We start from the raw sequence: 21,517 nt of genomic DNA, 5'->3' as shown, positions 1-21,517 counted from the left end.
ACTCCGCAGGATTTCAACCAGGTGCCCGAGGCGAAAAGAAAGGCCGGGGGAAGGATCGAAGGGAGGGCGGGGCTGCTCATAGCATCGCATAGGAGCGCATGCTCTGTGCCTATTAGTTACAATTATTTAACCTGCCTGAAATTGAGAGTTTTGTGAATCCTATATCCGGGCACTTCAAATGGTGGCCGTGCAAGACGCAAGAATTTGCCGATGATGGCAGGGCAATTTGCAACGCCATTGCGCAGAATATGAGCGTGTCACCCACGGCGGGAGGTAATTTTAGAGGAGAGCATTTCTTTCAGTTCGCGTGGCTCATAATCCCGCTTCACGGGCACCCGCAGCAGCGGCACGGAGGCAGACTGCAGCGCGGAATCAAAGAAAACGTCCCGCGCCTTGCGATCTGGACGACGGTGGCTCCGATCATCGAGTTCGATCACGCCGAGGATGCGGAAGGTGGAGACTTCGCAGATCACAAAGTCGGCGTGCTTGGACTTGATGCGGTTGAAGGCGCGGCACTGGGACTTGCGGTTCGCCCCTGCGCTGACCAGCAGGATGTCGGCAAGGCGCACCTTGCAGGCCACGTAGCATCCGGGTGGGATGACTTGCTGAAGCGAGCGAAAGAAGTTGAGCTCGGCACTCGTGAGCAGTACGCCTGCTGAGCAATACCCGGTTTTGTCCGCCCCAAAGACGGCGATCAACCGCGCCAGGATCAGGACGGTCAGGAGCGCGGAGACAGCAAGAACGATGTTGCCTTGGGTGACCCAATTCATCCCTTAACAAGTCCAAAATATCCGGCCTCGCAACCGAAACGCAGTGCGATTTAGGTGGACTGAACCTCCGGCCTGCAACGGATCGGCGGGGGTGGACTTGTCAAGGCAGTCTAACGGTTGCCAACTGACGAGGCCATCAGAATGTGCGGGCCGTTGGCCGTGGGCCCCAGAAGCTTTTCCTTGTCCTTTAATTCAGGGGAGAGGGAGCGCTTGCCAAACCAGACGCGGCCATGCTCAAACACGACATGGGGTTCCCGGTCGCTCATGGTGGGGGCAAGTTTGGGAACCACGCTGGGGGCATACATGGTGCCCATAGTGACATTGTCACGGAGACCCAGCACATCCGTCACTGCCTTCTGCGCGAGACGGACAGCTTTGCTTTCGAGGGGCAGGTCCTCCCGCTCGAGTTCATCGCGGTTGCAGGTGACGCCTGCATAAGTTTCCACGGTGCCGTATGAGTACTTGGTGTCCACGGTGGCTTCGAACGAAACCCAGACTTTGAAGAGCTTTTCCATTTTTTCCTGAGGCTTTGGGGGGGCGATGCTTTGGAAGTGTAACCTTTCCTGCGCGACAAGCAAAATCACATGGCTCTACTATAGACCTCATCCAACGCTCTTAGCTCGAAGCGTTTCTGGCTTGGATGAGGAATTCCGACGTTACGAAAAAATATAGCCATATGGTGTTTGGTGGCAACGAAAAATTCACCTGCTCGGAGTCGCCCCACATCGAACATCCCCGGAGTAATGGATGCAACAATTTACTTAATCTATCGGAACTTTCCCAGTGGTCAGGCTTTTGTAATAATCGGACGTGATCGATGCGGTGACACGGCGGACTGACACCATGCGGCAAAAAATTGAGATCATGAGCACTCCTTCAAGGAAGAGCTTCACCGTGAGGCTGAAGGCGAAAGCCCCATTGTCAGCAGTCTTTGGGATGCTGGTTTTTCTGCTGTGGTTGTCCAGTGGTCTGGCGGCTGAAGTGAGAGTTCTGGAATGGGAAAGCCGGTCCACCGCAACCCCTGTTACGGGGCTCGGACGTGAGGCGGAAGCTTGGCTCCCCAGCTTCCGACTTGCCCTGGCAACGCTGCCGGAAAGCGCGAGCGTGGCGCTGGCTCTCTCTCAACCGGCGCTGCTGGGATTGCCTCCGGATCAGGCCAATGGGCTCTGCCCCTTGTGAGCAGGAGATATGAGGCGATTGCGGTGGATCCCGTCTATGCCCGGGTCCCCAGTGCGCTTCCCTACTGTTTCGCCGCGATCGAGTCAACGAAGGGGCGGGCGACGGTGTATTTGCCGGATCGCCTGACGCCCGCGACGAAGTTGTGGGTGTTTCTTCACGGCTATGGCGGCAATTTCCTTTGGTATCAGCACTATCTTTCAGAGCGTTTCCCGGACCGGGTCATCCTCTGTCCTGCCTATGGAATCAGCGGGGGAGCCATGCCAGCGGGCTATGTGCGGGAGGCCCAGGCGCAACTTGGGTGGAAACCCGGGAAAGATCCTGATCTGATGGGTTTGTCTGCCGGAGGCTTTGGGGCATCCGTCATCTTCAACAGCAGTCCTTCCGATTTCAGTTCGCTGTTGGTACTGGCGGCGTATCCACCCGCCGCAGTCGAGACTTCAATACTGCGCAAGGCCAATGCCGCATTTCTCGCGGGCGATCAGGAGTCCTTCGTTCTGGATGGACGTTGGCGACGTTGGCAGGAAGTCCAGAGGAGGAGACCCAAGGGAGGAGCGGGCTTCTCTCTAATCGCGGGAGGAGGACGTTTTTTCATGCTGAGCCATCCCGATGAAACCACCGCATGGCTGCGGGAGAAACTCAAGTGATGGGCCGGTTGAACGCATTCAGGAAAAACGGTCTGAGATCTCCGGTACAACCTGACAACTCCACACCGCATTCATGACTGCACCTGCCATCACCGTTCCCAAAAGCCCGAAAGAGAAAACCGGAGGATTGACATACTTCCCCCGCATGCTGGACAAGATCCGCCTGAAGGCGGCTGGAACGCTGGGGGTCGGTTATCAGGAAAACTACGGCAAGGGTGTGGACGGCTGGTGCACGGATTTTCTCCGCGTGTCCCATGCAGAGCTGGAGAAGCGGGTGGCAGATGGCGGGACGGATGAGGAGATACTGGAATGGTGTCAGGCGCAAGGCAGGTCCTTGAACCGCACGGATATTGTCGTCTGGAACCAGTTTGTCCTGAAATTGGGCTGGAACGACATCGCCACCAAGGTGCTGGATCGCCAGAAAGCCGAGGCTGGGTTGTCGGAAAGGGTGGATATTTTGACCCTGGCCGATTTCATGGATGTGGATGAGGGGCGTGGGGAGTGAGCCCGTGGAGAAGACGCAAGACTTGAGCTGTCGCATGGGAGAGCACACTGTGCGGAGCGGACCGTAAAGAGAGGGAGGGATATTCCTTTCGCGTTCCCGTGCAATCGTCCCATGAGGTCGTGTTGGGATCTCGCGTTCCGACAACATGGGTTGTAGGGCGACCGCTTCGGTTGCCTAAGTCGGGGGACGTGCGTGGCAAGCGGAGCGCTCGCTCTATGGGAGCGGGATCAAGGTTTTTGAGATTGGTTCGCATAGCATAACGCCAGCAACACCCTTTTGGAAGTTGCGCCAAACAGCCCACCTCTCCTACTTTCTGTGAACCTGAAAAAGGTGTTGATGGTGTTATGCGAGTGAATCTCAACACCGCGGAGGCAGGCTCCCTCACCGCGGAGTTGACAAGCCCGAGCTCTCTTGTTGAGCATACGGCATGACTGATCGACGCCACTTCCTTTCCATGGGGGCGCTTGCCGCCATTTCTTCTGTCGCTCCGGCTCAAACGGCACCGCTCCCGGCCGCGGCTGCGGTGGCCAGGAAGGGATGGCCCACCGGGGTGTCGAAGGTGGAGATCCCATCCAGCGATGGAGCCGTGCAGCCCGCGATGTGGTATGCGCCGACAACAAGTGGTCCCAAGCCTCTCCTCGTAGGCCTGCACACGTGGAGCAGCCACTATGCGTCCGCTGGAGGCGATGCTGTGTACGCTGAATGGTGCATCGCCCAGGGCTGGGCCTTTGTGCATCCGCACTTCCGAGGTCCCAACAACACGCCCCTGGCTATGGGGTCAGAGCGGGCGGTGGAGGACGTGGTGGAGGCGGTGGCTTGGGCAAGGAAACAGACGACGGTGGATCCAGAGCGCATCTACCTCATTGGCGTGAGCGGTGGGGGGCACATGGCGCTACAGATGGCGGGTAAACATCCGGAACTGTGGGCGGCTGTCAGCGCCTGGTGTGGCATTAGCGACATTGCCCAATGGCATACCGATCATCTGAAGAACGGCGTGCCTGACACCTACGGCAAGCACATCGAGGCAGCGCTGGGCGGGAGTCCAGCGTCGAGTGAGACGCTGAAAGCCGAGGCTTGGAGACGGTCGCCTCTGAGTTCGCTCGCGGCTGCCCAAGGGCTCCCTCTGGACATCAATCACGGCATTCATGATGGTCGCAAGGGTAGCGTGCCTTTCTCGCACTCGCTCAAGGCGTTCAATGCAGTGGTGGGCGCGGGGCAGGCGGCCCTGGCCCCAGACAAGATCGAGGAATACTACAACACGCAAAAGCTGCCCTCGGAATGGAGCGCGCCAGCGGCGGATGCGGTGTATGGTGCGTGGGAGCCGCGTTTCCGGCAGACCGCTGGGAATACACGCGTGACGATCTTCGAAGGCGGGCATGAGATCGTGCACCAGGCGGCGCTGAACTGGCTGTCGGCCCAGCGCAAGGGCAAGCCTGCCGTTTGCGAGATCAAGGAGTTCATCAAGCTCGAGGTGGGTGGCGGAGAAAGCGGGAAATAGCCCCGGCCCCTGCAACAAAAAGCCCGGAGTGCATCGAGCAACTCCGGGCTGGAAGTTTAGAGTCCCTGGAAAGACGCTGGTTTAGAAGAGCAGGGGAATCACCAGGATGGCCACGATGTTGACCACCTTGATCATGGGGTTGATGGCCGGGCCGCTGGTGTCCTTGTAGGGGTCACCCACGGTGTCGCCGGTCACGGCTGCCTTGTGGGCGTCGCTGCCCTTGCCGCCGTGATTGCCTTCTTCGATGTATTTCTTCGCGTTGTCCCAGGCTCCACCAGCGCTGGTCATGGACAGGCCGAGGAAGAGTCCGGTGACGATGGTGCCCATGAGAACGCCGCCGAGGGCCTTGTAGCCAAGCAGGGGAGTGCAGCCGACCAGCAGCACCACGACCACGGGAAGGAGCGCGGGCAGAATCATTTCCCGCAGAGCGGCCTTGGTCACAATGTCCACACAGGTGGCGTACTCAGGCGTGTCCTTGCCAGTGAGGATTCCGGGCTTGGCAGCGATCTGACGACGGACTTCTTTCACCACGGCACCGGCGGATTTGCCAACGGCGTTCATGCTCATGGCGGTGAAGAGGAAGGGGATCAAGCCACCGATGAAAAGACCGATGATGACGTAGGGATCCTTCAGGGAGAAGTCCACAGTGTCGGTGGCGAGCTTGAGCACGCCTGTGTGGTGCAGATGTTTGTCGAGCTCCAGGTAATAGGAGCCAAACAGCACCAGGGCAGCCACCCCGGCGGAGGCGATGGCGTATCCCTTGGTCACGGCCTTCATGGTGTTCCCCACGGCGTCCAGGCCATCGGTCACGTTCCGCACTTCCTTGGGCAGTTCGCTCATCACGGCGATGCCGCCTGCGTTGTCGGTGATGGGGCCGAAAGCATCGAGGGAGACGATGATGCCTGCCATGCTGAGCATGGACATGACTGCGATGGCGATACCGTAGAGACCGGCCAGCACATAACCGCCTGCGATGGACGCGCAGATGAGGATGACGGGCATGGCGGTGGCGTAGTTGCCGATGGCAATGCCAGCGATGATGTTGGTGGCGTGGCCAGTCTCACTGGCCTTGGCGATCTTGCGCACCGGGCTGTACTCGGTGGCAGTGTAGTAGTTCGTGATGAGCACCACCATCCAGGTCAGAACAAGGCCGATCAATGCTGCGCCGTAGAGTCCGGCAGGGCTAAAGGGGAGCTCGGCGTGGCCGCTGAAAAGGGCCTTGGTCACGGGCCAGCCCAGGAGGGCGGTGACGAGCGCAGAGATAGCGACCCCCTGCATGAGCAGGGCGGTGGCTCCACCCTTGCGGATGTTCACCCAGAGAATCCCCAGCACGGCACCCACGATGGAAATGCCACCGATGAGGAATGGGTAAATGAGTGCGGCTCCGACGCCCTGAAGGGTAAGGGAGGCGATGAGGAGCGCGCCGATGAGGGTCACGGCATAGGTCTCAAACACGTCTGCGGCCATACCAGCGCAGTCACCCACGTTGTCACCTACGTTGTCGGCGATGGTGGCCGGGTTGCGGGGATCATCTTCGTCCAGAGCATTCTCGTTTTTGCCCACAAGATCGGCACCCACGTCGGCTGCCTTTGTGTAGATGCCGCCGCCCAGACGGGCGAATACGCTGATCAACGAGGCACCCAGCGCGAGGCCCACCAGAGAGTCAATGGCGGCCGCGGAGCTGTGAACGGCGGTCATCACCATGTAAAAGACGGCGACGGAAACAAGGGCCAGACCCACAACGAGAAGACCCGTGACCGCGCCGCCATTGAAGGCGATGCGCAAGGCGGGAGTCGGGCCCTCCGTGGCGGCCTGCGTGGTGCGGACGTTCGCCACCACAGCGATGCGCATGCCAATGTAGCCTGCGATCATGGAACAGACGGCTCCGATGAGGAATCCAGCTGGAACTGGGAGGCTCTTCTTCCACCAGAACAACAGGGCGGTGAGAATGATGGCGATGATGCTCACCGTGCGCACCTGGCGACTGAGGTACGCCTTGGCTCCCTCCTGGATGGCACCCGCGACGCGTTGCATGGCTTCATTTCCGGGCGATGCGCTGACGATTTTTTTGATCAGCATCACGGCATAGACGAGGCCAAGCGCGCCTAAAATGATGGAGAGCAAGATGCCTTGATTGAGGAGGAAACTGGACATGCGACGAAGTGAATGGAGGCGGTGCTAATTAACGGGAAAACTCATTTTGCCGGGGCAAAAGAGGGGGCGATTGTAACGACAATGTTGCGCGAGGCAAGAGGGGAATAACGGCAAGGTGGGGCTCCTCGCACCCCAGAGGGGCGGAGGGTAGTCTTCAACGCAGGTGGGCAGTTCTTTTTTCTGCCCAAGAGTGATAGTTTTGAGCCCGAGGGGAGACGCTATCCGCGTGCCTTGCTGAAGTAGGCCCGCTGCTTGTCCGTGATGGGCAGGCCAACCTGCTGCATGACCTTCATCATGTCCTCCCAAACCAGCCGTTTTTCAGCAATGCCACCACCGTCCTCTTGTTCCCTGCGCAGCAGATAAGAGGGGTGATAGGTGACCATGATGGGGGTGCCGCGGAAGTCGTGAAACTGGCCACGCAGTCTCCCCACGGTGCCTTCAATGCCCAGGCCAGTCGCGGCCGTCGACCCCAAGGCGACGATCACTTTGGGTTTGATGATCTCCAGCTCTGCGAGCACGAACTGCTGGCAGGAGAGCATCTCGCCAACGCTCGGGGCGCGGTTCTTTGCGCCCTGGAAACGGCCATCATCGATCTTGGGCCGGAATTTGCAGATGTTGGTGATGTAAACGTCGTTGCGGCGCAGCCCCATTGCCTGAATAATCTTGGTGAGCAACTGGCCAGCAGGGCCAACAAAGGGTTCGCGCATTTTTTCCTCTTCTGCTCCGGGTGCTTCGCCTACAAAGACGATCTCAGCATCAGGTGTGCCCGTGGCGAAGACCATGATGTCTCTTAGTGTGCCCAAGCTGCGCGCCTTGTCGTTGTTTTCGGCCTCCAGGGCCAAGTGGGCCAGCATTTCATCCCGGGTCTGGGCCTGCGGGGTCAGTGGCGAGGGGGCGCTCAGGGAGATCCGCTCTGGCAGGGGCCGGGCTGGGGCGACCGGAGCAGGGGCGGCGGGAAGCGGGGCCTGCTCCACGCGACGAATGGCGGGGGGGGCGGCGGGCGACGCGACGGCTGGTTGATTGCGCGGGGTGGGGGGCTTGGTGGCAGGTGCAGGCCTGACAAGACGCAATTGGGTTTGTGCTTCCCGGGTCAAGGCCACATGCGTCACTCCCCGGGCGGCTTTCTGGGCGAGATGGAGCTTGAGCAGGTCGGTAGCAGAGGACATAGGCCGAAAAAATCAGGGAACGGTGTGGATCGCGTCAGAGTGGAGAGCAGGAGACACTGCGCAAGAGGGAAGCGGGTGTGGTGGTGGCGCTGTCGAGCAAATGGGGCGTCCCTCAGGGGGGCGAATTTTGGGTTGACCAGCCCCCTTTCGTCACCCAAAATACTGCAAACTTCGGAGAGCTTAACTAATCTGCCATGCTGAACCCTAAGATCCTCGGACTTGCCACGTTGTGCTGCGTGTCTGTCATCTCCTGCGAGACGACCACCAAGCCAAGTAATCGCGGTCAGAAGATCAGCGGAGTACGCACCACCGCTTACACCCACACCGAGTCTGACCACATTAAGTATGGTCCGAAGGCGGCCACAGGGGATACCCTGAAGTACGGTCGCGTGCGCAGTGCGGCCACCGACTGGTCCGTCTATCCGGTGGGCACCGTCTTCCAGATCGAAGGTGAACCCTTCCTCTATGAGGTGGATGACTACGGTTCGGCGTTGGTTGGCACCAACACGATCGACCTTTATCGTCCAGACAAGGCTGCCATGAAGCAGTGGGGAGCCAAGAACGTGAACATCAAGGTGGTGAAGTGGGGGTCCTTCACGAAGAGCCTCGCCATCATGCGTCCGCGCGAGAAGAAGAATCCGCATGTGCAGGCCATGGTGAAGCGCATCGAGCGCAGCTCCTAGTCCGGAGGCAAGCGTCTATCTACGTGCCGGAGGGGGGGTTTTGACGAAGAAACAACGGGCCGATCATGTCCTGGTCAGACTGGCGGAGCTGTACCCGGATCCGCCGATACCACTGGATCACAAAGACCCCTACACGTTGCTCGTGGCGGTGCTGCTTTCAGCTCAGTGTACGGATGCCAGGGTCAATCTGGTGACGCCACACCTCTTTGCCCTCGCGGATGCTCCGGAGGGCATGGCGGAGGTGCCGGTGGAGAAGATTCTTGGCATTGTAAAGCCCTGTGGCCTGGGGCCCCAGAAAGCAAAAGCCATCTCGGAGCTTTCCAAGATCATCGTCCGCGAACACAGCGGCAAAGTGCCAGATACTCTGGATGCGCTGGAGAAGCTGCCTGGAGTGGGGCACAAGACGGCGCAGGTGGTCCTGGCTCAGGCCTTCGGGGTGCCGAGTTTTCCAGTGGACACTCACATTCACCGATTGGCCCAACGCTGGGGGCTCACTTCAGGAAGCTCTGTCACCCAAACGGAGCGGGATTTGAAGGGTCTCTTTCCTGTGTCCTCCTGGAACAAGTTGCATCTTCAAATCATCTACTATGGGCGGGAACATTGCAGCGCCCGGGCCTGTGACGGATTGAGTTGCATGCTCTGCACGGAGCTCTACCCGGACCGGAAAAAGAGCGTTAAAACCCGCAAAGCCTGACCAAAACAAAAAGGCCATGGGAGACGGGGTGTCTGCCCATGGCCTGGAAAACTCGGTTGCGGAGGGTTCTGGTTGTTACCAGCGCCAGCGGCCACCCAGATGGAAGGAGTTGACCTCATCGCCGAAGTCGATGCCAGCGGAAACGTCAAGCCAGGAGAGCATGGCATAGTAGGCGTTGAGCTCGATGACCCGCTCGTTCAAGTTGTCCGTGTTGGTGAAGAGCAGGCTGAGGGCGAGTTCCAGCTTGTCGGTCACGGCGAAGCGAACGCCTGGGCGGATGTAGAGGTAGAAGTCGTCTGTGCTGATGTTTTCCAGCTCCTCGGAAACATAGTCATACCGCGCCCCCACTTCGCCAAAGATGTGGAAACGATTTCCAATAGGGATGAAGGCACCGCCTGCCACCGAGAAGGTCGTGAGGTCGAGGTCTTCTGCCTCCGGCGTCTTGCTGGTGATGCGTTCCAAGCCAAACCGCAAGTACAGCGGCTTCATCAGTTCCAGCTTGAGGTCCACGCCGAATCCGCTGTCTCCTTCAAGGCGGTCATCGCCCTTGAAGTCATTGTAAACATAGCGAACTTCCAGAGACTGATAACCCAGAAGGCTGTTGCTGCTCCCGTAGCTGGACCCGGTAGAGGAGTAGGTCTGGTAGCTCTGCTGTTGCTGGGGGGCGGGGTTATAGGGATCGTAGGGGTATTGCGGCTGGTAGCCCTGTGCTTTGGCCGATACCACCATACAGTAGGAAAGAGCGAGAACTGAGACGATGGATTTCATAAGCCGCTAGTTTGGACTTTGGGATATTTTGGGTGCCTAAAGTATTTTCGCAAAATCTTCGATAGTGCAAGCTTTTCTTTGGGCGACGTGACCGCTCTGCCCGGTATTGAGGCAGAACTGTTTGTTGGGAGGGGGTTGACTCGGGAACTCTCTGGAACTAAACGAAGTGGCCATGGCAGAAGTTCCCTCCACGCGCAGTTTGAGTCTTGGCAGCCCTGCTCCGGCGTTTTCCCTTCCCAACGGAAGGGGGGAGGTGCTCGCCCTACAGAATGTCCGCGGCCCCCGCGGCCTGGTGGTGGCGTTTGTCTGCAATCACTGTCCCTTCGTTCTGCATCTGGCTCACGACTTGGGCATCTTTGCGGCCACTTGCGAGGCCAAGGGCATGGGATTTGTCGGGATCAGTTCCAATGATGTGGAGCGCTATCCTGCGGACGGCCCGGAGAAGATGCTGGAAATGTCTGCCAAGTACGGCTGGACTTTTCCCTACCTTTATGACGAGACTCAGGAGGTTGCGCAGGCTTATTTTGCGGCGTGTACGCCTGATTTTTACGTTTTTAATGACAAGCTGGAGCTGACCTATTGTGGGCAGTATGATGCCTCCCGCCCCAAGAACGGGCTTTCCGTGACGGGTGAAGATCTGCGTGCTGCAGTGGATGCGGTGCTGAAAGGGGAATCTCCGGTGGCAAATCAGCGCCCCAGCACGGGCTGCAATATCAAATGGAAGCCGGGTATTGAGCCTGCGTGGTTCGCGAAGCCGTAAGGGTCGTCGCCAGCGAGTGCTCTGACGCCAAGGGCGTCATACAAAGGGCGTGCCGTCCGGCTGGTGGAGCGGAGGGAAGCGCGTGAAATGAGGCGGACGTGCTGACTGCCTATCGCGTCCTCAGTTGTCAGGCCGCGTTGTTCCTACCGCCGATTCAGCTTGTAGAACATCCGGGAGCCAACGCCGATGAAGATGAGGTTGGGTATCCACATGAGGAGGTGGGGGTACACGCTGGGGCGCTCATTGAGGCCGTTGACGAAGATCACGAACACCATGTAGGAGACGGCGACAATGAGGCTCAAGGCGAAGCCAATGGAGGTCTCACGACGCTGGGCGGTGATGCCCAGGGGAATGCCCACAAGGGTGAAGACGATGGCTGCAAGGGAGAAGCTGTAGCGCATGCTCAGTTCCGTGCGGGAGACGGAGATCAGTTTCTCGCTCAGAGGCTGGCCGTCCACGCTGCTGATGCCGGTGTTGACCTCGCTCCAAAGGGCGGAGGTGTCCTTCATGCTGCTGGTGACGCGTTCCGTCTTTTCCTTGAGCTTGCTGAGCGGGAAGGTGATGGCGGTGTCCCCCATGTAGAGGAACTGGAGGTCGTTCATGATGTTGACCTCGCCCCCGGCTGAAGCGGCATCAGCCTCGCCGCCCCCTGTTTCCACGGTGGCGTTGCGCAGGTGAAGCTGGAAGTCGGTAACGCCCGGGGTCACCACCACCTCGGCACGCTTGGCGCGGATGTAGCGCTCAGCACGACCCAGGTTGGTCTGAATGATCTCGACGTTCTTGAGTTTGTTGCCTTCGCGCTCCTGAGTGAAGATGCGGTAGCCGGGGAAGCGGTCGAGCACCTTTCCGGGCTGGAAGAGTACCGCGGGGTCATCCAGTGCCAAGTCGTAGAACAGGCGCTTGATCTTGGTCTTGGCCAGCGGGGCCAGCTCCACGTTCACGAGGTAGCAGACGCCAGACATGAAGATGGAAAGGGCAAACACGGCCGCGCAGATGCGGGGCATGGACATCCCGGTCATGCGCAGGGCCGTCATCTCGTTGTCGGCGCTCATGCGCCCAAACACGAGCAGGATGGCGGTGAGCAAAGCCCATGGGATCGTGAAGATGAGGGAGTACGGGATGACGTAGGTGATGAACTGCGCCACCGCCATCAGCGGGAGGGAGGCGGTGTCGCCCAGTAGGCGCTCCATTTCCTTGAACACGTTTCCCAGCACCATCACCCCGGTAAGGACGAGGACACCCGTAAGGGTTGAGGAGGAAACCTGACGCCAGATGTAGCGGTCAAAAATGCGGAGGGGCATGCCTTGACGAAATGACAATGAGAGTAGGGAGGGCGGGGCGGACTGCGGCGGTGCGGTGAGGCTAGTCCTCGAACCGTAGGATGATTTCACCGTCCTTCTGCAGGTTCAGACGGTCTCTCGCCATGCTTTCAAGATACTCAGGATCAGTCTTGATCAGTTCCAGCTTGCGCTGGAGGCGCTCGGCATCGGCTTTGAGGGCATCACGTCGCGTGGTAACCTCCGCCAGCTTGGCGCGAGCAGCTTTCTGCTCCTTCAGCGGAGGGCGAAAGTACAACACCGCAACGGGAATGACCAGCAGAGCGAGCAGGTAGCGATTCAGCCTCACCAGCCTTGCGAGGAAATTCGGCCGGTCCGTTTCCGGGCCGTCGAATTCAGGTTCCTCGCGAGACATGGTGAGGCGTCGAAGGGGAGGGTTGACTAGACCTTCATGCGACCGCCGTAGATGGCGTAGTCGCCCAGCTCTTCTTCGATGCGAAGGAGCTGGTTGTATTTTGCGATCCGGTCGGAGCGGCTGAGGGAGCCCGTCTTGATCTGGCCGCAGTTCGTGGCAACAGCCAAGTCAGCGATCGTGGAGTCTTCGGTCTCACCGGAGCGGTGGCTCAGCACAGCGGTGTAGCCGTGGCGGTGGGCCAGCTCGACGGAGTCAAAGGTCTCGGTGAGGGAGCCGATCTGGTTCACCTTCACGAGGATGGAGTTGGCCACGCCCTGGTCGATGCCCTTGCGGAGGAACTCAACGTTCGTCACGAAGAGGTCATCACCCACGAGCTGGGTGTTGGCACCCATGGCGTCGGTCAGCTGCTTCCAGCCAGCCCAGTCGTTTTCAGCGCAACCGTCTTCGATGGAGATGATCGGGTACTTCTTCTGAAGTTCCTGGTAGTAGGCCACGATGCCGGCGGCGTCGCGCTCGGACTTGTCGCTCTTCTTGAAGACATACTTGCTGCTGTCCTTCACGAAGAACTCGCTGGAGGCCACGTCGAGGGCGATGAAAATGTCTTCACCGAGCTTGTAGCCAGCCTTGTCCACGGCCTGGGCGATCACGGCGAGGGCGTCGTCGGCACTGTTCAGGGTGGGGGCGAAGCCGCCTTCATCACCCACTGCGGTGCTGAGGCCACGGTCATGAAGGATCTTCTTCAGAGCGTGGAACACTTCTGCGCCATAGCGAAGGGCCTCACGGAACGTGGGGGCACCTTTCGGCATGATCATGAATTCCTGGAAGTCGATCGGGGCGTCGGAGTGGGCACCGCCGTTGATGATGTTCATCATCGGCACGGGGAGGACCTTGGCGTTCGGGCCGCCGAGGTACTTGTAGAGGGGCTGGCCCAGAGCGCTGGCGGCGGCCTTGGCCACAGCCATGGAGACGCCGAGGATGGCGTTTGCACCGAGCTTGCTCTTGGTGCTGGTGCCGTCGAGGGCGAGCATCGCCTTGTCCACGCCGACCTGGTCGGTGGCGATCAGGCCTTCAATGTGCTCCGCGATGATGTCGTTCACGTTGGCAACTGCCTTCGTGGTGCCCTTGCCCAGATAGCGACCTTTGTCGCCGTCACGCAGCTCAAGGGCCTCATGCTCACCGGTGCTGGCTCCGCTCGGCACAGCGGCGCGGCCGAATGCGCCGCCTTCAAGGTACACGTCCACTTCCACGGTGGGATTGCCGCGCGAGTCAAGAACCTCGCGTCCGATGATCTGGGAGATGATAAGGTCGTCCATTGAGTGTCGTTGGTAGTTAAGGTAAGCAAAGGAATCTTCGCTTCGCAAGATGCGCCTTGTTAGTCGCGCAGGAAAAACGCCATGTCCACCGCGAATGTGGAGAGGCGATGCGCGTTTGCGGGACAATTTTGTCAGACCGCGTTGAGGGATGCCGGGGCCTGGGATTTGGAAAGGGCAGCGCGAACCATGAGCATCTCGCCCACGTTTTCCGCCGTCAGCAGGCCCACGAGACTGCCGTCTGCCGGGTGAATGACGGGCAGGGCGGGGCAGTTGCTGGTGCGCAGGTGATCCATCGCCTCGGGCAACGGGTGACGAGGATCCAGGGTGATCGGGCAGGTCTCCATGACGTCGAGCACTGCCCGCTCTGGGCCGAACTGGTTCAGGGCGTCAATAAGCCGGGTGCGGCTGAGCATGCCAATGTACGCCCCCTGCCAGTCCACCACAGGGAAGTCCTGTTGGGCTCCGGATAGCAGGAGTTTGACCGCATCCTTCAGCACGGCATCCTGTCTAAGGTGACTGAACTGTGTGATCATGGCCTCTTTCACCGACAGTCCACGAATGGCTTCCTGCTCGCTGACATATGCCGCCTCCTGTCCAGCGCTCATGAAGATGAAGACCGCAATGAGGATAAGGAGGGGGTTTTGAGCGACAAAGAGTGCCACCATGGCCCCAATGATCGCAATGGCCTGGCCAATGCCTGCGGCCAGGCGGGTGGCTTTGCCATAGTCCAGAAACATGGCAAGTGCTGCCCTCAGCACCCGACCGCCATCCATGGGGAAGGCTGGGATCATGTTGAACAGCACCATGATCAGGTTCCAGACCATAAGGCGGACGGCGAAGGGTCCGTCCACCATGTTGAAGTTCAGGCTGGGAGCGGGCAGGACCTGAAGCGCGATGAAGAGGAGTCCGGCGATTGCGACGTTGACCGCTGGGCCTGCCAAGGCCACGATGAGTTCCTCCTGCGGCTTCCGGGGCATGCGCTCGAGCCGGGCCAGTCCGCCGATAGGCAGGAGGGTGATATCTGGGGTGTGAATGCCGTAGCGACGGGCAGCCACCACGTGGCCAAACTCATGCAGCAGCACGCAGATGAACATGGCCACGAGGAACAAGATGGCCTCCCAGGCGGCAGCGGGGCCGCCCTTGCCCAGAACCATCAAGCCAATCCAAGCCAGCAACAAAAGGAATGTGGCATGGATGCGGACTTCCGTACCTCCAAAGGTGGCAACATGCAGGGACCAGCGTTTCATAATTTCCGTAGATGGGGAACAGCAAAGAAGAGGGCGTGCTTATTCACCATACGCGACGGATCGTTGGGAGGCGCTGGTTTTATGGCAAACTTTGAGTCGATGGATTCTTGGACTCCATAGAGGCTTCGAGCACGTCTCCCGCATTTTTCCTAAGACAGGTGTAAATTTTCCAGTAGCATGTGGAGTCATGCCCATCTTTGCTGCGTTCGCTGCTGCCCAGGCGTCTTCCGTGACTGCAACCGCAGGGCTTGAGACGCATCTAAAGGCCATGAATCTGCCCGCGCTGACCGCCTGCGGCGTGATCATCTTGTGGGCCTTCGTCTGCTGGATCCGGATGCTGGTCACCGCTTCACAGTTGCGCAGATGCCGGAAAGCGGATGATGCTTTTCTGAAAGCGCATCAGGATGCCTCTCACAGTCTGGAGGTGTTCCAAGTTGGTCTGACCTTTGAGGGAGCCCCCAGACATGCTGTGTACCTGACCTCTGCACGGGAGATGGCGTTTCATTTGATGGGCTCGGATTCTGTGGACAAGAACTTCTCCATCCGCCTGCGGGCGGCGGGGCGCATCTCGCCCAGCCAGATGGATTCTGTGCGGAAGGTTCAGGAACGTACGGCGGATTTCACCTCACGGGAACTGGGGGATGGCCTGGGAGATGGTTCGGTGGACATCCTGCCTTTTCTAGGGCTGTTGGCCGCACTGTTGAGTGTGGTGGTGGATGTCTCTGGCGGAGTGACCGGCCCGCAGTTGATCGTGTCTGCTGTCACGCCCATGGCCCTGGCGGTGGTTGTCTTTATTCCGCTGATGTTGTGGCATAATGCCATGGTGCAAAGAGTGCGGGACATCTCAGGTGAGGTGGGTGACTTTGCCGTCGAGCTGGCTACCCAGTTTGACCGGGCGTTTGTGGATCATCGCAAACCGTTGGAATCGTTGCCGAGTCTGGGCTCCATGTTGCCCATAGAGGGGCCCACTTTTGCGTTGCCCCCCTCAGACACCTCCCGTGCCGTTCCCTTGATGTCGGCGGCTCCCTAGCTCTCCCTAAGATGCCTTGAAACGCCAGGACTGCCGCCATGTTGGAACCACGAACTCCCTGTCACCTCCGACTCCGTCCCGTGACGTGTCGTCCCCTGGCGTGGGCGGTTTCGCTGTTTGCGTTGATGGCCTGGATCGTGACTCTCGCGGTACCAGGTGGGGAACGCGGTCAGAAGGCTCCATTGCCAGCACCTGCCGCAGTGGTTGACCTGACCCTTGAGGCGGATGGTTACGCCATGCTGAAGGACATCACCTTTCCGGTGGATGAGTTGCGAGATCAGCTGACACAACTTGCCGGTCAGGGAGGGATGCCTGCCGTGCGCGTAAGGGTCCCACACGATCTGGATCTGGAGGTGCTTTTGAACGTGATGAACGTGCTGAAGGCCAGTGCGGTGCCGCAGACCTCAGTGGACGTGAGGACAGAGCCATGAGCCGTTCCGCTCTCAGTCCTGGAGTGCAACTGCTCATCGGCGTGCTGACTGCGAATCTCGCGATGGCCCTGGCATGGGTGGGCTACCAGATGGTGGACAGCCGGGAGGCCGTGCCCCAGACGAGTGCGGGTGTGTGGTTCTCCCCGGGGGACTTTGCCTCCTCCATGCTGCCGTTGTCCGCTGGCCTGGGGCGCGAGCGGAAACAGGTCGTTGTCCGCCGGGTGTCTCCCGTGGTTTTGTCGGAACACGAGCGCATTCTCAGCATGCTGCAACTGCCGGGTGCCACGTTGGGTGAACAGGGAAGGAAGTCCTTGGTGGCCGAGCTTAAGGAGGTGCTGAAGGCCGTGGATCACCGGATGCGAACAGTGCTGATGGAGGAGTGGGTGCCGCCGGTGACGCGTCTGCCAGCCTCCCAACGGGAGGCGGTGCTTAGTGTCGTGCTGGGCCGCGATGGCCATGTCGAGAGACGCTATTTTGTACGCCCCTCGGGAAGCGACGCCCTGGATTCCTCGATCGTGGTGGCGGCGAGCAGGGTGGGGCAGGTTCTGCCCCTGCCTCAGGACTACGGCGGTGCTGAGTATGAGCTGAATGTGACGTTTCGACTGGAGTGATGCGTTGAAGTTCCCGCCGGGCTGGGTAAGTTGGTTGGATGCCCCCAACCTTCGCGCACCGCATCCTGCCCTATGCCTGCACGGCAGTGCTGTGGGCTGGCGGGATGACGTGGGGAAATGCGGCCCCGCCCCCGCCATCTCCTGTGGCCAAGGTGGATCTGGCAGCGCGTGAGGAATACCAAGCCGCTCTGAGGGCGTCCAGCGAGGGGCTGCATGACGTGGCCGCGCTCAAGTATGAACGCCTGCTGAAGGACAGGTCGTTGAGCAAAAAGGAGGAGGCACAGGTAGGCGAGCGCATGGTGGATGCGCTGGTGCGGGCCCGGAATTCCACCAAGGCGCTCCTGGCGCTTTCTCTCTTTAAGGTGCCGGAGGCCAACTTCTGGAAGGCGCAGTGCCTCATCCTGGATCACAAGTTTCGTGAGGCCGAGGAGGCGCTTCGGACCTGCCTGAAAGACGGCACCCGTTACGAGGCGGAAGCCCGGCTCGCCCTTGGGCAGGTGCTGGTGGCGCAGGGTAGGGAGATCCCCGGGCGCAAGGAGTTCAAGGAATTGATGGAGAGCCCCAATGCCGGGATCGCGCGGATCGCCGGGCTGTATTGGAATGAGTCGGAAATCATAGCCTCCCGCGCACCGAATGTCCTTCGCCGTTTCGGCCAGGAGAGGAAGGATGTCGAAACGGAGTTCCTCAAGGCGTGTGCCTGGTTGAAGACCGGCGACGGCAAGCAGGGGGAGATCCTGCTGCGTCGCATCCTGCCCCTCACCACTCTGGACAAGGACCTGCAGGACGCGGCCACGGTGCGGCTGGCAGAGGCCTATGCACTGCAAGGACGCCAGCGCACGGCAGAGCGGGAGCTGGTACGTTTCCTCGAACACGCCCCGGAAAGCCGGTACTTTGAGCAGGCGTTCGCCTTGCTTCTGGATGTGACGGCCCCGGAGGAGACGGATGCGCGAGACCGGCTCATTGCCTGGGCTGCCATTCCCCAGCCTCGTGGGCGGCATGCCCTGGCGTTGTACTATCTTGGCCAATGGCTGGCGGATCACAACCAGCCAGCGCACGCGGTCGGGTTCTTGGAAACATTTTTGTCCCTCCATCCAGGGCACGTGCGTGAGGCAGAAGCCCTGCGGAATCTCATGAGCCTCTACGGCACCATGGGGGCTGACCGCCGCGTGCTGGAGCTGGCCAACGTCTGGCGCAGCAGGTTCGGCACGGGTGGGGAGGACACGGTGGACTATCTCACCGCGATGATCCGCTTTGCGCGCAAGGAGTACCGTGAAGCCTCAGTGTTGTTCGAGAAATCCGGGACAGCTGCGGTGGATTCCGTGCAGGGTCAGCGGGCCATGTATAATGCCGCGGCTGCGGCGTTTCTAGGGGGGGACAAGGTACGCTACCAGAAGTGTCTGCAGCAGCTGGCCGCCCCCCAGATTCGGGAGGAGGACGAGGATGCAGCATCGAATCCTGAGGGGCCAGCCTCCGGGCATCCGGTGAAGGATGAGATGGATGCAGCGGGACGCGATGCGGCCTCCCAGTTGCTGCTGGAAAAAGCGCTTCATCTGGCTGCCAAACATGACCCGACGGCGGAGGCCGCATTGCAGGACTTTTTGCGGGAGCATCCCACCCATCCTCGGGCTGTGGAGGCTCATTTGGCCCTGGCAGAACTTTGCCTGCTGGACATCCCGGTGCGGGCCAAGGCCGCATCGCTCGCTCTGGATGTTGCAAAGGAAATTCCTGGGCTGGCTGACGGATGGAAGGAGAAGATTGACTACACTCGCGTGTGGCTGTACGAGGCTGCGGAGGACTTCCCTGCTCTGACTAAGGTGGGAATACAGTATCTCGAGACATGGCGCACGTCTCAGCGCCGGGATCAAGTGAGGATGAAGGTGGCCCAGGCCTACTACCGCATGGATGACTTCACCAATGCCGGGACTCAGTTCGAGGAATTGGTGGAAGAGCAGACCGAATCTCCCTACGCGGAGGTCGCACAGTTCTATGCAGGCAAAGCGGCGTTGGCCATGCTCACCCCGGCGGGCATGGAAAAAGCGATCTCACTGTGGGAAGAAGTGGTGAACCGCAATGGCTCGCTGGGCCGCGAGGCACAGCGCCAGCAGGCTCTGGCGAAAAGAAGGCAGGGCAATGAGGTGGATGCGCTTCTGGTGGTCAACAGCCTGCTTACCAGCAAGCCCGCACCCGCGGGCGACGAACTCTTTGCCCTTTTAATCGAAAAAGGGGAGCTGGGCATGCTTCTCGCCAAAAAGGACCCCAAGCATCTGGATGAGGCCAAGGAGGTGTTCACCTATATCACGCAGGATACCACGGCCACCCGGGCGTGGCGCGGCCAGGCTGGCTACCTGCTTGCCCAGTGCCAGCTCCTGGCGGGCCGTTCCGCAGAGGCTCTGGAAGCATGTAATGATGTGGTGGAGTCCTGCTTGAATCCCACCATTTCCCGGGCGCTGACCCCGCAGGAGTATGTGTGGCTCTATCGTGCTGGCTTTGCTGCAATGGAGGTGCTCAAAGGCCGCCACGAATGGGAAGCTGCCGCCCGACTTGCTGATCGACTGGCCTCCGCCGGAGGAGACCGGTCAGAATCTGCCAAGCTGGAAGGCACGCGTATCCGCCTGGAGCATTTTATCTGGGACAAATAGGCGGGGAGTGACGCTGCCTACGACTAGGGCAGCTCACAGAATTCCACCGTGCCGCCGTGAAGCACGACGGGGTGGTGATTGACCAGAGCAACGAGCATGGCTTTGTCGTCGGGATCGAACCGCTTGTAGGCAACCAGGTAGGGCGCGGTGGGCGCTGCTGGGGGGCGAAGGGTTGAAGCTTGTCACGAGGGGTGCCAAAGCGGCGATTCTCGCCGCAGCCCCAAAAGCGCTGCGCGTTCAGGTGCTGGAAGTGATCTGGTAGGTTGAAGGTGAGTGAACCTCCGAAATCCCATGCACCTGGAAGACCGGGCAATGTGCATAAAACACTGAAAACCAGCCATTAATCGGCCATCTGCACCCCGGGTCCTGCCCCCGCTGCCCCGCAACCGGAGGTCAGAAATGAACGATTCCCAATCCAAATAGCTCTGGCCAACGGCCCAATTCTCCCTATGTTCGGCCTCCCTCAACTATGCGAGACCACGTCAAACTCTTCATTCCCGGACCCGTAGAAGTCTCTCCTGACACCTACGCGGCCATGTCCGCTCCGATGATTGGTCATCGCAGCAAGGACTTCCAAAATCTGTACGCTGAGATTCATGAGAAGCTGCAGGTCCTTTTCGGAACCAAGCAACTGGTGTTTCTGAGCACCTCCTCCGCTTTCGGCGTCATGGAAGGCGCGGTGCGGAACCTGGTGAAGAAGAAGGTGCTGAACTGCTGCTGCGGCGCGTTCTCCGACAAGTGGCACGACGTTTCCCTCCGTTGCGGAAAGCAGGCAGAGGCACTCAAAGTGCCTTGGGGCCAGGCCATTCTTGCTTCTCAGGTGGAGGAAAGGCTCGCCACCGGCGAGTTTGATGCTGTGACCCTGGTGCATAGCGAGACCTCCACGGGAGTCCTCAGCCCGGTGGAAGAGATCGCCAAGCTCAAGGCGAAGTTCCCGGATGTTCTTTTCATTGTGGATACGGTTTCGTCCTTCACGACAGTGCCGATGAACTTCGACGAGTTGGGCATCGATGTGCTGCTCACGGGCAGTCAGAAGGCTTTCGCCATGCCGCCCGGCCTGGGACTCTTCACAGCCAGTGAAGCGGCCTATGAGCGTGCCGCCACGATCGCTGATCGCGGCTACTACTTCGACTTCCTAGAGTTCAAGGCCAACGGTGAGAAAAGCATGACGCCCAGTACGCCGTGCATCTCGCTTATCTACGGCCTGCGTCACCAGCTCAACAAGTTCTTCGCCGAAGGGTTGGAGAACCGGTACGCCCGCCACGCCCGCCTCAACGGCCAGGTGCATGATTGGGTCGCCAAGCACGGTTTTGAGCACTTCGCCGCAGAGGGCTATCGAACCAAGGGGCTGACCTGTGTGAAGAACAACAAGGAAATCGATGTCTCTGCGTTCGTGAGCAACCTCAAGAAGAAGCACAAGTTCATTATTGATGGCGGCTATGGCAAAATCAAAGGGACGACATTCCGCATCTCCAACATGGGTGACGAGACCGATGAATCCATCGGCGAGCTGATCGCTGCGTTGGACGACACTCTCGGTTCTCTGTAACTAAAAACAGTTTCGGTTCGATGAAAAGGCTGCTTCGGTCTGAGGACCAAAGCAGCCTTTTTTGAGGCTTGCCCGTGAATAAAGGAGGCGGGGTCTCCGGCCCCGCGGTCTGTAGGGTGGCCGGAGCGGGAAGGGGATCAAGGGACGCTGGATGCGTGAGCGGGGCTGGGAACCCCCGCCTCTT

21 protein-coding genes are annotated in these 21,517 nt (G+C 59.8%); 12 read left to right on the top strand and 9 right to left on the bottom strand.

Going from position 1 to position 21,517, the window contains the following annotated elements; translation table 11 throughout:
* Positions 1 to 257: 257 nt before the first annotated feature.
* Both VSP_RS36080 and VSP_RS17965 read right to left on the bottom strand, forming a co-directional pair.
* Positions 258 to 770 carry a DUF2726 domain-containing protein gene (locus tag VSP_RS36080; RefSeq protein ID WP_009962432.1) on the bottom strand — a complete coding sequence of 171 codons (513 nt, stop codon included), beginning with the start codon at positions 768 to 770 and terminating at the stop codon, positions 258 to 260.
* Between the two features lie 110 nt (positions 771 to 880).
* Entirely contained in the window at positions 881 to 1,285 is a 405-nt protein-coding gene (locus VSP_RS17965; RefSeq protein ID WP_009962431.1) for a hypothetical protein, read from the bottom strand.
* A gap of 349 nt (positions 1,286 to 1,634) precedes the next feature.
* On the opposite strand from VSP_RS17965, the gene VSP_RS41080 reads away from it, so the two are divergent.
* The 4 genes from VSP_RS41080 to VSP_RS36070 all read left to right on the top strand — a co-directional run bounded on the left by VSP_RS41080 (position 1,635) and on the right by VSP_RS36070 (position 4,596).
* A complete protein-coding gene (locus tag VSP_RS41080) occupies positions 1,635 to 1,949 on the top strand; it encodes a hypothetical protein (protein ID WP_156346328.1) in 315 nt (104 codons plus the stop codon).
* The gene (locus VSP_RS36075; RefSeq protein WP_009962429.1) at positions 1,946 to 2,593 is read left to right on the top strand and encodes an alpha/beta hydrolase; all 648 of its coding nucleotides are present in this window, start codon (positions 1,946 to 1,948) and stop codon (positions 2,591 to 2,593) included. The genes VSP_RS41080 and VSP_RS36075 overlap by 4 nt, the downstream gene beginning before the upstream one ends.
* A gap of 73 nt (positions 2,594 to 2,666) precedes the next feature.
* Complete coding sequence (locus tag VSP_RS17950; protein ID WP_009962427.1) at positions 2,667 to 3,098, top strand: DUF5069 domain-containing protein; 432 nt, start codon at positions 2,667 to 2,669, stop codon at positions 3,096 to 3,098.
* A 427-nt stretch (positions 3,099 to 3,525) separates the two neighbouring features.
* The gene (locus VSP_RS36070; protein WP_081452589.1) at positions 3,526 to 4,596 is read left to right on the top strand and encodes an alpha/beta hydrolase family protein; all 1,071 of its coding nucleotides are present in this window, start codon (positions 3,526 to 3,528) and stop codon (positions 4,594 to 4,596) included.
* Positions 4,597 to 4,677: 81 nt separating this feature from the next.
* Here the strand turns inward: VSP_RS36070 and VSP_RS17940 are convergent, their stop codons facing one another.
* Entirely contained in the window at positions 4,678 to 6,750 is a 2,073-nt protein-coding gene (locus VSP_RS17940; RefSeq protein ID WP_009962423.1) for a sodium-translocating pyrophosphatase, read from the bottom strand.
* A gap of 218 nt (positions 6,751 to 6,968) precedes the next feature.
* Positions 6,969 to 7,916 (bottom strand): uracil-DNA glycosylase, encoded by a 948-nt coding sequence (locus VSP_RS17935; protein ID WP_009962422.1) that lies wholly within the window; start codon positions 7,914 to 7,916, stop codon positions 6,969 to 6,971.
* Between the two features lie 194 nt (positions 7,917 to 8,110).
* Between VSP_RS17935 and VSP_RS17930 the strand changes: the two genes are divergently transcribed.
* Both VSP_RS17930 and nth read left to right on the top strand, forming a co-directional pair.
* Positions 8,111 to 8,599, top strand: coding sequence for a 3D domain-containing protein (locus VSP_RS17930; RefSeq protein ID WP_009962421.1), 489 nt, complete (start codon positions 8,111 to 8,113; stop codon positions 8,597 to 8,599).
* Between the two features lie 40 nt (positions 8,600 to 8,639).
* Positions 8,640 to 9,293: an endonuclease III gene (gene nth / locus VSP_RS17925; RefSeq protein WP_009962420.1), complete on the top strand. Its 654-nt coding sequence runs from the start codon at positions 8,640 to 8,642 to the stop codon at positions 9,291 to 9,293.
* A 75-nt stretch (positions 9,294 to 9,368) separates the two neighbouring features.
* Here the strand turns inward: nth and VSP_RS17920 are convergent, their stop codons facing one another.
* A complete protein-coding gene (locus VSP_RS17920) occupies positions 9,369 to 10,061 on the bottom strand; it encodes an outer membrane beta-barrel protein (RefSeq protein ID WP_157210949.1) in 693 nt (230 codons plus the stop codon).
* Positions 10,062 to 10,233: 172 nt separating this feature from the next.
* On the opposite strand from VSP_RS17920, the gene VSP_RS17915 reads away from it, so the two are divergent.
* The gene (locus VSP_RS17915) at positions 10,234 to 10,821 is read left to right on the top strand and encodes a thioredoxin family protein (RefSeq protein WP_009962418.1); all 588 of its coding nucleotides are present in this window, start codon (positions 10,234 to 10,236) and stop codon (positions 10,819 to 10,821) included.
* Between the two features lie 143 nt (positions 10,822 to 10,964).
* On the opposite strand, the gene VSP_RS17910 is transcribed toward VSP_RS17915, so the two are convergent.
* The 4 genes from VSP_RS17910 to VSP_RS17895 form a co-directional block, all read right to left on the bottom strand.
* The gene (locus VSP_RS17910; protein WP_009962417.1) at positions 10,965 to 12,122 is read right to left on the bottom strand and encodes an LptF/LptG family permease; all 1,158 of its coding nucleotides are present in this window, start codon (positions 12,120 to 12,122) and stop codon (positions 10,965 to 10,967) included.
* Between the two features lie 61 nt (positions 12,123 to 12,183).
* The gene (locus tag VSP_RS17905; protein ID WP_009962416.1) at positions 12,184 to 12,513 is read right to left on the bottom strand and encodes an FtsB family cell division protein; all 330 of its coding nucleotides are present in this window, start codon (positions 12,511 to 12,513) and stop codon (positions 12,184 to 12,186) included.
* Positions 12,514 to 12,539: 26 nt separating this feature from the next.
* Entirely contained in the window at positions 12,540 to 13,826 is a 1,287-nt protein-coding gene (gene eno, locus VSP_RS17900) for a phosphopyruvate hydratase (protein ID WP_009962415.1), read from the bottom strand.
* A gap of 131 nt (positions 13,827 to 13,957) precedes the next feature.
* Entirely contained in the window at positions 13,958 to 15,073 is a 1,116-nt protein-coding gene (locus VSP_RS17895; RefSeq protein ID WP_009962414.1) for a site-2 protease family protein, read from the bottom strand.
* A 187-nt stretch (positions 15,074 to 15,260) separates the two neighbouring features.
* On the opposite strand from VSP_RS17895, the gene VSP_RS17890 reads away from it, so the two are divergent.
* The 5 genes from VSP_RS17890 to VSP_RS17870 all read left to right on the top strand — a co-directional run bounded on the left by VSP_RS17890 (position 15,261) and on the right by VSP_RS17870 (position 21,333).
* Positions 15,261 to 16,103, top strand: a complete 843-nt coding sequence (locus VSP_RS17890) for a hypothetical protein (RefSeq protein ID WP_009962412.1) — start codon at positions 15,261 to 15,263, stop codon at positions 16,101 to 16,103.
* Positions 16,104 to 16,183: 80 nt separating this feature from the next.
* Positions 16,184 to 16,534, top strand: coding sequence for a biopolymer transporter ExbD (locus tag VSP_RS17885; RefSeq protein WP_156345162.1), 351 nt, complete (start codon positions 16,184 to 16,186; stop codon positions 16,532 to 16,534).
* Positions 16,531 to 17,145 carry a TonB C-terminal domain-containing protein gene (locus VSP_RS17880; RefSeq protein WP_009962410.1) on the top strand — a complete coding sequence of 205 codons (615 nt, stop codon included), beginning with the start codon at positions 16,531 to 16,533 and terminating at the stop codon, positions 17,143 to 17,145. The genes VSP_RS17885 and VSP_RS17880 overlap by 4 nt, the downstream gene beginning before the upstream one ends.
* Before the next feature lie 38 nt (positions 17,146 to 17,183).
* Positions 17,184 to 19,784, top strand: coding sequence for a tetratricopeptide repeat protein (locus VSP_RS17875; protein WP_009962409.1), 2,601 nt, complete (start codon positions 17,184 to 17,186; stop codon positions 19,782 to 19,784).
* 469 nt (positions 19,785 to 20,253) lie between these two features.
* Positions 20,254 to 21,333 carry a pyridoxal-phosphate-dependent aminotransferase family protein gene (locus tag VSP_RS17870; protein ID WP_009962408.1) on the top strand — a complete coding sequence of 360 codons (1,080 nt, stop codon included), beginning with the start codon at positions 20,254 to 20,256 and terminating at the stop codon, positions 21,331 to 21,333.
* Positions 21,334 to 21,517 lie beyond the last annotated feature (184 nt).

The organism is Verrucomicrobium spinosum DSM 4136 = JCM 18804 (assembly GCF_000172155.1).
Lineage (GTDB): Bacteria > Verrucomicrobiota > Verrucomicrobiia > Verrucomicrobiales > Verrucomicrobiaceae > Verrucomicrobium > Verrucomicrobium spinosum.
Note: the sequence above shows the minus strand (reverse complement) of the source record. Positions and strands in the feature narration are given on the sequence as shown.